The organism is Halodurantibacterium daqingense (assembly GCF_042666235.1).
Taxonomy (GTDB): domain Bacteria; phylum Pseudomonadota; class Alphaproteobacteria; order Rhodobacterales; family Rhodobacteraceae; genus Halodurantibacterium; species Halodurantibacterium daqingensis.
In genome coordinates, this window is the sequence record NZ_JBHTFQ010000001.1 from 439,526 (window position 1) to 448,958 (window position 9,433).

Consider the following 9,433-nt stretch of genomic DNA (forward strand, 5'->3'; position numbering starts at 1 on the left):
TGGCTTCGGCCGGGGTGTTGCCATGTAGAAACATAGACGGGCCCGGCGGTTCTGCCACGGAGTCTCGTTGTGAAAAAAGGTTCCGGCGTTACGGAACCGCAACGAAAGGAACACCCGCGTGGCACGTATTGCTGGCGTAAACATTCCGACGGGGAAACGGGTCCCCATCGCACTGACCTATATCCACGGCATCGGCCCGGATGCGGCCGCCAAGATCTGCGAAGCCGTCGGTATCGATATGACCCGTCGCGTGAACGAGCTTTCGGATGCCGAAGTGCTCTCGATCCGTGAGCATATCGACGCGAACTTCACGGTTGAAGGCGACCTGCGCCGCGAAGTCCAGATGAACATCAAGCGGCTCATGGACCTTGGTTCGTATCGTGGCCTGCGCCATCGGCGCAACCTCCCTGTGCGCGGCCAGCGCACGCACACCAACGCGCGGACCCGCAAAGGCCCCGCCAAGCCGATCGCCGGCAAGAAGAAGTAAGGGGAGGATCGAGACATGGCACGCGACAAGACTCGTATCAAGCGCAAGGAACGCAAGAACATCGCCGCAGGTGTGGCGCATGTGAACTCGTCCTTCAACAACACCAAGATCCTGATTTCCGACGTTCAGGGCAACGCGATTTCCTGGTCTTCGGCCGGCACCATGGGCTTCAAGGGCTCGCGGAAGTCCACGCCCTATGCGGCGCAGATGGCTGCGGAAGACGCTGGCCGCAAGGCGCAGGAGCATGGCGTGAAGACCCTCGAGGTCGAGGTGCAGGGCCCCGGCTCGGGCCGCGAATCGGCGCTCCGTGCGCTGGCGGCTGTCGGTTTCAACATTACCGCAATCCGCGACGTGACGCCGATTGCGCACAACGGTTGCCGCCCGCCGAAACGTCGCCGGGTCTGATCGTTCAGAAATTTGCCGGGCCGCGCCATGTTTGCGCGGCCCGGTTTCGTCATTGATCCTCGGGCGTCGTTGGCTTGGGACATGGGCCAAGGACAGGTATGGAGGCGACACGCATGATCCACAAGAACTGGCAGGAACTGATCAAACCGACGCAGCTGGCGGTCAAGCCGGGTGCCGATCCCGCACGCGTCGCCACCGTCGTGGCGGAACCGCTCGAGCGCGGCTTCGGCCTGACCTTGGGCAACGCGCTGCGCCGGGTGCTGCTGTCGTCGCTTCAGGGCGCCGCCATCACCTCGGTCCAGATTGACAATGTGCTGCACGAGTTCTCCAGCGTTGCCGGCGTGCGTGAAGACGTGACCGACATCGTGCTGAACCTGAAGGGCGTTGCGCTGCGGATGGAAGTCGAAGGGCCGAAGCGTCTGTCGATCTCGGCCAAGGGGCCGGGTGTCGTCACCGCCGGCGACATCTCGGAAAGCAACGGGATCGAAGTGCTCAACAAGGAGCATGTGATCTGCCATCTCGATGACGGGGCCGACCTGTTCATGGAACTGACGGTCAACACCGGCAAGGGCTATGTGCCGGCCGACAAGAACCGTCCGGAAGATGCGCCGATCGGTCTGATCCCGATCGATGCGATCTACTCGCCGGTCAAGAAGGTCAGCTATGACGTTCAGCCCACCCGTGAGGGGCAGGTGCTTGACTATGACAAGCTCACGCTCAAGATCGAAACCGACGGCTCGATCACTCCGGATGACGCCGTGGCCTTTGCTGCGCGCATCCTTCAGGATCAGCTGCAGGTCTTCGTGAACTTCGAAGAGCCGGAAAGCGCCTCGGCCCAGTCGGATGACGATGGGTTGGAGTTCAACCCGCTGCTGCTGAAGAAGGTCGATGAGCTGGAGCTTTCGGTGCGTTCGGCAAACTGCCTGAAAAACGACAACATCGTCTATATCGGGGATCTGATCCAGAAAACCGAAGCCGAAATGCTGCGGACGCCGAACTTCGGCCGCAAGTCGTTGAACGAAATCAAGGAAGTGCTTTCGGGCATGGGTCTGCATCTTGGCATGGATGTCGAGGACTGGCCGCCGGAGAACATCGAGGATCTGGCCAAGCGTTTCGAGGACCAGTTCTGAGTTGACAGTTTCGGGGGCCGTGGCCTAAACGGCCCCCAAATGCCCGGTTCAGCCGGGGAATGACCGGGCACAACGCCCCAAGGTGAGTGGGCCCAGGACCAGGGACCACCGGACAAAGCAAGAGAAGATCAAGGAGAATACTCATGCGTCACGCTCGCGGATACCGCCGCCTGAACCGCACCCATGAACACCGCAAGGCGCTGTTCGCCAACATGGCCGGTTCGCTTATCGAACACGAACAGATCAAGACCACCCTTCCCAAGGCGAAGGAACTGCGTCCGATCGTCGAAAAGCTGATCACCCTCGCAAAGCGCGGCGATCTGCATGCGCGCCGCCAGGCGGCGTCGCAGCTCAAGCAGGACGCTTATGTGGCCAAGCTTTTCGACATCCTGGGTCCGCGCTACAAGGAGCGTCAGGGTGGCTATATCCGGATCATGAAAGCCGGCTTCCGCTATGGCGACATGGCGCCGATGGCGATCATCGAATTTGTTGATCGTGACGTCGATGCCAAGGGCGCAGCCGACAAGGCTCGCGTTGCCGAGGAAGACGCTGCCGAAGCCTGATCGATCCGGCACGATTTCAGAAGCCCGCCGCGCCGGCGGGCTTTTTCCATTTTCAGGCCCGGGCCATCTTTCACGCTGCGGTGCCGATCCTTAGGTTCAGCATATGGCGGATCTTTTCGATCAGATCGGTGAAGCGGCAGAGCCGTCAGGCCCGCGGCCCCTCGCGGACCGTCTGCGCCCCCGCAAGCTGGCCGAGGTTATCGGCCAGGAAAAGGTGCTTTCGCCCGAAGGCCCCCTGGGCGCGATGCTGAGCGCCGGCAGCCTTTCCTCGCTGATTCTCTGGGGGCCGCCGGGAGTGGGCAAGACCACGATCGCGCGGCTTCTGGCGGATGAGACCGATCTGACCTTCGTGCAGATCAGCGCCATCTTCACGGGCGTGCCCGAGCTTCGGAAGGTGTTCGAGGCGGCGCGGCTGCGACACCGGAACGGGCAGGGGACGCTGCTGTTCGTGGACGAGATCCACCGCTTCAACAAGGCGCAGCAGGACGGGTTTCTGCCGCATATGGAGGATGGGACGATCCTTCTGGTAGGTGCGACGACGGAAAACCCCTCGTTCGAGCTGAACGCCGCGCTGCTGTCGCGCTCGCAGGTCATCGTGCTTGAACGGCTGTCGCTGGTAGATCTGGAGCGGCTGGCGCAGCGCGCGGAACGGGAACTGGGCCAAGCGCTGCCACTGAAGGGGCCCGCACGCGAGGCGCTGCTGGAAATGGCGGACGGGGACGGGCGCGCGCTTCTGAACCTGATCGAGCAGGTGGCGGCCTGGAAAGTGACGGCGCCGCTGGAGACTGATGCCCTTGCCCAGCGGCTGATGCGCCGGGCGGCGAATTACGACAAGTCTGGCGACGGGCATTACAACCTGATTTCGGCGCTGCACAAGTCGGTGCGCGGATCGGACCCGGATGCGGCGCTTTACTGGTTTTCACGGATGCTGGAGGGCGGCGAGGATCCGCGCTTCCTGGGCCGGCGGCTCGTTCGGATGGCGGTCGAGGACATCGGCCTTGCCGATCCGCAGGCGCAGACGGTCTGCCTGCACGCCTGGGAGACGTTCGAGCGGCTGGGAAGCCCGGAGGGAGAGCTTGCGCTGGCGCAGGCGGTGATCTATCTCGCGCTGGCGCCCAAGTCGAACGCGGGCTACGTGGCTTACAAGGGGGCGCGCGCAACGGCGCGGCAGACCGGATCGGAGCCGCCGCCCAAGCACATTCTCAACGCGCCCACGCGGTTGATGAAGGAACAGGGTTATGGCGCGGGCTATGCCTATGATCACGATGCCGAGGACGGGTTTTCGGGCCAGAACTATTTCCCCGAGACCATGAAGCGGCCGGTCTTCTATCATCCGCCCGAACGTGGCTTCGAGCGCGAGTTGAAGAAGCGGGTCGAGTATTTTGCGCGCCTGCGCGAACAGCGTCAGGGGCGGGCAGAGAGTTGACTTTGGCTGTCCCCTGCCCGAGAGGGAAGCGATGATCTGGACCCTGACACAGGTGGCCTTGGGCGGCGCGATCGGAGCGCTGGGGCGTTTCGGCATGGTATATGGCGCGGCGCGCGTTCTTGGCGCGGGTTTCCCCTGGGGGACCTTGATCGCCAATGTGCTGGGATCGTTTGCGATGGGGCTGGCTTTCGTCTGGCTGACGGACCGAGACGCGCTGCGCCTGGCGCCGTTCGTTATGGCAGGGATCCTTGGGGGCTTTACCACCTTCTCCGCCTTCTCGCTGGACGTGCTGCTTCTTTATGAACGGGGGGCGACCGGGATGGCTGCCCTTTATGTGCTGGCTTCGGTCGGACTTTCTATTGCTGCGCTGATCGCAGGCGTGGCCGCAATGCGGGGATTGCCGGGATGAGTGGTGTGAAGGTTCTTACGATTTCGGCCGATGAAGGAGAACAGCGGTTGGACCGCTGGCTCAAGCGGCGCTTTCCGCAGGTCACGCAGGGCGCCGTGGAAAAGATGTGCCGAACCGGACAGATCCGCGTCGATGGCGGCCGTGTCAAGGCTTCGAGCCGGGTTGCGCCGGGAATGGTGGTGCGGCTTCCGCCCCTTCCCAAGGGCGACGCCCCCGCAGCCACCGGCAGCACGATCAGCGAGGCGGACGCCCGGATGATCCAGGCGGCGGTGCTTTACCGGGATGACCATGTCATCGCGCTGAACAAGCCGCCGGGGTTGCCCTCGCAGGGCGGGAGCGGCCTTGGCAACCGCCATGTCGATGCCCTTTCCGAAGCACTGCGATTCGGCTTGGCGGAACGGCCGTCGCTGGTGCACCGGCTGGACAAGGATACCTCGGGTGTGCTGCTGCTGGCCCGGACGACCAAAGCCGCACGGCTTCTGTCCGAGGCGTTCCGCCACCGCAATACCCGCAAGATCTACTGGGCTGCTGTGGCAGGGGTGCCGCATCCGCGCATGGGCACGATCCGCTTCGGCCTGGTCAAGGCGCCCGGCGGCGGCAAGGGCGAAGGCGAGAAGATGCGCTGCATCCATCCCGCAGAGGTAGCAAATGTCGAGGGAGCCAAACGTGCCACCACCGATTATGCGGTGCTGACTTCGCTTGCCAAACGCGCCGCCTGGATGGCGCTTGTGCCGGTGACCGGCCGCACGCATCAACTGCGCGCCCACATGGCCGAAATCGGGCATCCGATTGTGGGCGACGGAAAATACGGCGGTTCGGGGCAGGAGAATCTGGGCGACGGCTGGGGCGCGCAGCTGGGGGGCGATATCAGCCGCAAGCTGCATCTTCATGCGCGCTCGATCACGTTCAAACATCCAGTCAGTGGCGCCATGCTGACGATCACAGCACCCTTGCCCGAGCATATGGCCCGTACCTGGAAGACCCTCGACTGGCACGCCGGCGATGTGCCGGCCGATCCGTTCGCGCCGGAGGAAGGATGGACCTGAAGCTGATCGTTTTTGATGTGGATGGCACGCTTGTCGACAGCCAGGATCATATCACCGACGCCATGACGGCGGCCTTTGCCGCTGCAGCCCATCCGGCGCCCGCACGCGAGGCCATCCTTTCCATCGTGGGACTGTCGCTTCCGGTGGCGGTGCGGGTGCTTGCGCCATCATTGCCGGATACGGAAATCGACCTGATCGTCGCCCATTACAAAACCGGCTTCATGCAGCGGCGCAGCCACAGTGCGCCGGCGCTTTATCCGGGGGCGCGCGATGTGCTGGACCGCCTGCACGCCGCACCGGATCACCTGCTTGGAATCGCCACCGGAAAATCGCGCCGCGGCCTTGACCATCTGATTGCTGCGCATGGTCTGGACGGCGTCTTCATCACGCGTCAGGTTGCTGACGATCACCCGTCAAAGCCGCATCCCTCGATGCTGATGGCGACGCTTCGGGACACGGGCCTTCAGGCGGGGCAGGGCGCGATGATCGGGGATACGACCTATGATATCGCGATGGGGCGGGCCGCCGGGTTTCGGACCATCGGCGTGACCTGGGGATACCACGGCAGCCAGATGCTGCGCGACGCGGGCGCGGATGTGCTGATCGACAGCTTCGCGGAGTTGTCGGATGTGCTTGACGGGATGTGGGAGTACTGAGCATGACGGGCTGGAAGGCCAGACGCTTCTGGAGCGAGGCTGTTGTCGTGGAACGCGAGGGCGGGTTTGGCGTCGATCTGGATGGCCGGCCGCTCAGAACGCCAGCGAAGGCGCCGCTGGTGGTGCCTAGCCGCGCCCTTGCGGTGGCCATTGCCGCCGAATGGCAGGCGCAGGACGGCGAAGTGGATCCGCGCACAATGCCAATCACGCGGGGCGCCAACGCCGTCATCGACAAGGTGCGCCCGCAGGTCGAGGAGGTGGTCAATCTGCTGGCCGCCTATATCGAAACGGATCTGATCTGCTATCGTGCAGAGGGCCCCGCAGCCCTGGTTTTGCGGCAGGCCGAGCTCTGGGATCCGCTCGTGGCCTGGGCCGAGGCGCTTGGCGCGCCATTACGTGTGACAAGCGGCATTATCCCTGTTGCGCAGCCCGAGGACAGCGTGGCGCGCCTGCGCCAGCGCGTCGCCGGGCTTGATGCCTTCGAACTGTCGGGATTCCATGATCTCGTGACCCTGCCCGGATCCTTCGTGATCGGACTTGCAGCGCTTGAAAAATGGGCTTCCGTTGGACAGCTCTGGCAAACGGCGCGCGTGGATGAGGATTATCAGGCCAGCGTCTGGGGCGAAGACGCCGAAGCGGCGGAAGCGGCGCTCCTGAAAAAACGCGCCTTCGAGGACGCCGCGGCCTTTGTCGATCTCGTGCGCGCGCCCTGACAGGGGCCTGTCAGACTGCTCAGGAACAGGCACTTTTCTTGTGCATATGCTCAATTTTTGAGCTAAGCGATGCCTGGGTAACCACGAAGCTTGACGTTTTCTTCCTGATTCCCGCATGCTCGACCCACTGTGAGCTTGAAGCTTCACAGGTTTTCATCGATCCGATCACAGGATTGAATAGACCGTCGAATCAAGGCGGGAATCAGGAAGAGGTAAGCATGAACAAATCCGTAATGTTTGGCGCCCTTGTGGCCGCAGGCTTCGGGGCCGGCGCGGCCCAGGCGGCGACCCTTGACGACGTGAAGGCGCGGGGAGAGCTGAGCTGTGGCGTGTCCACCGGTCTCGCCGGGTTTTCGGCACCCGATGCGAACGGCGTGTGGCAAGGCTTTGACGTCGCCGTCTGCCGTGCCGTGGCGGCGGCGGTTCTGGGCGATCCGATGGCCGTGACCTTCGTCCCGACCACGGGCCAGACCCGGTTCTCGGCCCTGTCCTCGGGCGAAATCGACATGCTTGCCCGCAATACGACCTGGACCTTCTCGCGCGATGTGGACCTCAAGTTCACCTTCACCGGCGTGAACTATTACGACGGCCAGGGCTTCATGGTCAGCCGCGATCTGGGTGTTTCCTCGGCGCGCGAGCTTGATGGCGCGACCGTCTGCATCCAGACCGGCACGACGACCGAGCTGAACCTCGCCGACTATTTCCGGGCGAACAACATGAGCTACGAACCGGTACCGATCGAAACGAATGCCGAGGCGCAGCAGCAGTATCTGGCCGGCGCCTGCGACGTTTACACCACGGACGCGTCGGGCCTTGCCGCAACGCGGGCGACCTTTGCCGATCCCGAGAACCACATCCTGCTGCCCGAAATCATCTCGAAAGAGCCGCTGGGACCGCTGGTGCGCCACGGCGATGACGAATGGTCGGATGTCGTGATGTGGACCCTCTTTGCGCTGATCGCAGCCGAGGAATACGGCATCACCTCGCAGAACATCGATGAACTTGCCCGCGGCACCGACAACCCCGAAATCAACCGCCTTCTGGGTCTCGAAGGTGAACTTGGCGCGATGTTCCGTCTGGACAACGACTGGGCCAAGCGCGCCATCGCCGCTGGCGGCAACTATGGCGAGATCTTCTCGGCCACGATCGGAGAGGCGACGCCGATCGGTCTTGCCCGCGGCCTGAACGCACAATGGACCCAGGGCGGCCTGCTCTACGCTCCGCCCTTCCGCTGATCACTTGGGCGCGCCCGGAAGGGCGCGCCCTTTCTAACCAGATATCCCGTGGCACCGCCCCAAGGGCGGTCAGAAAAATCAGAAGCCACAGGAGCAGGGGGTAATTTCCATGACTTCGATACCCGACCGGCCAAAGCCCAGCTTTCGGCCAAGCATGCTCATATACGACACGCGCTATCGGTCGCTGACCATACAGGTGGTCGTTCTGTTTCTGGTCATGGCCGGGGCTGCCTGGCTCATCGACAATGCAATCCAGAACCTGCGCACGCTTGGCAAGGACTTCAACTTCGGGTTCCTGAGCGTCCGCGCCGGTTACGACATCAACCAGAGGCTGGTCGCCTATGACAGCAACAGCACCCACGGGCGCGCGTTACTGGTCGGGCTGCTGAACACGCTGCTCTTGGCGGTGATGTCCTGCGTGCTGGCGACTGTGATCGGCGTGATCGCCGGCGTGTTGCGGCTGTCGGGCAACTGGATCGTCGCGCGGCTGATGACGGTCTATGTCGAGGCCTTCCGGAATATCCCCACCCTGCTCTGGATCCTTGTGTTCGGCGCGGTCATGTCCGAAAGCATGCCGGCGCCGTCTGCCTTCCGGGGGGATGATCCCGCGGCCTCGATGCTGTTTTTCGATTCCGTCGCGATCACCAACCGCGGTGTCTATGTGCCCGAGCCGCTGTTCGCGCGCAGCCTTGGCAATCTCGATCTCGGGATCTTCATGATCAGCCTTGACCTGCTGGCGATCGTCGCTGTCATGATCGCGGGCTATCTGGGCCATCGGTGGCTGCAGCGCCAGGCGGAAGCCATTCAGAACGCGACCGGCGACCGTCCGGTGACCTGGTGGAAAAGCCTGATCGTGCTGTTCCTGCCGTTGATCGCGCTGCTCTGGGGGCTCGGCTTCCATTTCGGTTATCCCGAACTCTCGGGTTTCAACTTTGCCGGCGGGGTGCATCTGCGCAATTCGCTGATCGCGATGTGGCTTGCGCTGTCAATCTATACCGGGGCCTTCATCGCCGAAAACGTCCGGGCCGGTATCCTTGCAGTCTCGCGTGGTCAGACCGAGGCCGCCTATGCCCTTGGGCTGCGTCCTGGCACGACGATGAACCGGGTGATCCTGCCTCAGGCGATGCGGGTCATCATTCCGCCGCTGATTTCACAGTATCTCAACATCACAAAGAACACCTCGCTTGCGCTGGCGGTCGGCTACATGGACCTGCGCTCGACGCTGGGGGGCATCACGCTGAACCAGACCGGGCGGGAGCTTGAGGCGATGCTGTTGATGATGCTGATCTATCTGATCATCAGCCTGCTGATTTCCGCAGCGATGAACCTTTACAACCGCAGCGTCCGGCTGAAGGAGCGCTGA

General features: G+C 63.2%; 11 protein-coding genes. All 11 read left to right on the plus strand.

Annotated features, from left to right (window positions below):
* Positions 1 to 118: 118 nt before the first annotated feature.
* On the plus strand, positions 119 to 487 hold the full coding sequence (gene rpsM, locus ACFQXB_RS02220) for a 30S ribosomal protein S13 (protein WP_377398415.1): 369 nt from the start codon (positions 119 to 121) through the stop codon (positions 485 to 487).
* Between the two features lie 15 nt (positions 488 to 502).
* Positions 503 to 892: a 30S ribosomal protein S11 gene (gene rpsK, locus ACFQXB_RS02225; RefSeq protein ID WP_377398418.1), complete on the plus strand. Its 390-nt coding sequence runs from the start codon at positions 503 to 505 to the stop codon at positions 890 to 892.
* Between the two features lie 113 nt (positions 893 to 1,005).
* Positions 1,006 to 2,022 carry a DNA-directed RNA polymerase subunit alpha gene (locus tag ACFQXB_RS02230; RefSeq protein WP_377398421.1) on the plus strand — a complete coding sequence of 339 codons (1,017 nt, stop codon included), beginning with the start codon at positions 1,006 to 1,008 and terminating at the stop codon, positions 2,020 to 2,022.
* A 143-nt stretch (positions 2,023 to 2,165) separates the two neighbouring features.
* Positions 2,166 to 2,585, plus strand: a complete 420-nt coding sequence (gene rplQ, locus ACFQXB_RS02235) for a 50S ribosomal protein L17 (protein ID WP_377398424.1) — start codon at positions 2,166 to 2,168, stop codon at positions 2,583 to 2,585.
* Between the two features lie 103 nt (positions 2,586 to 2,688).
* Positions 2,689 to 4,011, plus strand: a complete 1,323-nt coding sequence (locus ACFQXB_RS02240) for a replication-associated recombination protein A (RefSeq protein ID WP_377398428.1) — start codon at positions 2,689 to 2,691, stop codon at positions 4,009 to 4,011.
* A gap of 31 nt (positions 4,012 to 4,042) precedes the next feature.
* Complete coding sequence (gene crcB / locus ACFQXB_RS02245; protein WP_377398431.1) at positions 4,043 to 4,420, plus strand: fluoride efflux transporter CrcB; 378 nt, start codon at positions 4,043 to 4,045, stop codon at positions 4,418 to 4,420.
* Positions 4,417 to 5,466: an RluA family pseudouridine synthase gene (locus ACFQXB_RS02250; protein ID WP_377398433.1), complete on the plus strand. Its 1,050-nt coding sequence runs from the start codon at positions 4,417 to 4,419 to the stop codon at positions 5,464 to 5,466. Before crcB ends, ACFQXB_RS02250 begins: the two co-directional genes overlap by 4 nt.
* On the plus strand, positions 5,457 to 6,122 hold the full coding sequence (locus tag ACFQXB_RS02255) for an HAD-IA family hydrolase (RefSeq protein WP_377398436.1): 666 nt from the start codon (positions 5,457 to 5,459) through the stop codon (positions 6,120 to 6,122). The genes ACFQXB_RS02250 and ACFQXB_RS02255 overlap by 10 nt, the downstream gene beginning before the upstream one ends.
* A gap of 2 nt (positions 6,123 to 6,124) precedes the next feature.
* Positions 6,125 to 6,835 carry an ATP12 family chaperone protein gene (locus tag ACFQXB_RS02260; RefSeq protein ID WP_377398439.1) on the plus strand — a complete coding sequence of 237 codons (711 nt, stop codon included), beginning with the start codon at positions 6,125 to 6,127 and terminating at the stop codon, positions 6,833 to 6,835.
* A gap of 218 nt (positions 6,836 to 7,053) precedes the next feature.
* Entirely contained in the window at positions 7,054 to 8,070 is a 1,017-nt protein-coding gene (locus ACFQXB_RS02265) for an amino acid ABC transporter substrate-binding protein (RefSeq protein WP_377398442.1), read from the plus strand.
* 109 nt (positions 8,071 to 8,179) lie between these two features.
* Positions 8,180 to 9,433, plus strand: coding sequence for an amino acid ABC transporter permease (locus ACFQXB_RS02270; RefSeq protein WP_377398445.1), 1,254 nt, complete (start codon positions 8,180 to 8,182; stop codon positions 9,431 to 9,433).

Excerpts from the sequence above, each read along its gene's own strand:
- ACFQXB_RS02270 (WP_377398445.1), top strand. The coding sequence starts at position 8,180 with ATGACTTCGATACCCGACCGGCCAAAGCCCAGCTTTCGGCCAAGCATG.
- rplQ (WP_377398424.1), top strand. The coding sequence starts at position 2,166 with ATGCGTCACGCTCGCGGATACCGCCGCCTGAACCGCACCCATGAACAC.
- rpsK (WP_377398418.1), top strand. The coding sequence starts at position 503 with ATGGCACGCGACAAGACTCGTATCAAGCGCAAGGAACGCAAGAACATC.
- ACFQXB_RS02250 (WP_377398433.1), top strand. The coding sequence starts at position 4,417 with ATGAGTGGTGTGAAGGTTCTTACGATTTCGGCCGATGAAGGAGAACAG.
- ACFQXB_RS02230 (WP_377398421.1), top strand. The coding sequence starts at position 1,006 with ATGATCCACAAGAACTGGCAGGAACTGATCAAACCGACGCAGCTGGCG.
- ACFQXB_RS02260 (WP_377398439.1), top strand. The coding sequence starts at position 6,125 with ATGACGGGCTGGAAGGCCAGACGCTTCTGGAGCGAGGCTGTTGTCGTG.
- ACFQXB_RS02255 (WP_377398436.1), top strand. The coding sequence starts at position 5,457 with ATGGACCTGAAGCTGATCGTTTTTGATGTGGATGGCACGCTTGTCGAC.
- ACFQXB_RS02240 (WP_377398428.1), top strand. The coding sequence starts at position 2,689 with ATGGCGGATCTTTTCGATCAGATCGGTGAAGCGGCAGAGCCGTCAGGC.
- ACFQXB_RS02265 (WP_377398442.1), top strand. The coding sequence starts at position 7,054 with ATGAACAAATCCGTAATGTTTGGCGCCCTTGTGGCCGCAGGCTTCGGG.
- crcB (WP_377398431.1), top strand. The coding sequence starts at position 4,043 with ATGATCTGGACCCTGACACAGGTGGCCTTGGGCGGCGCGATCGGAGCG.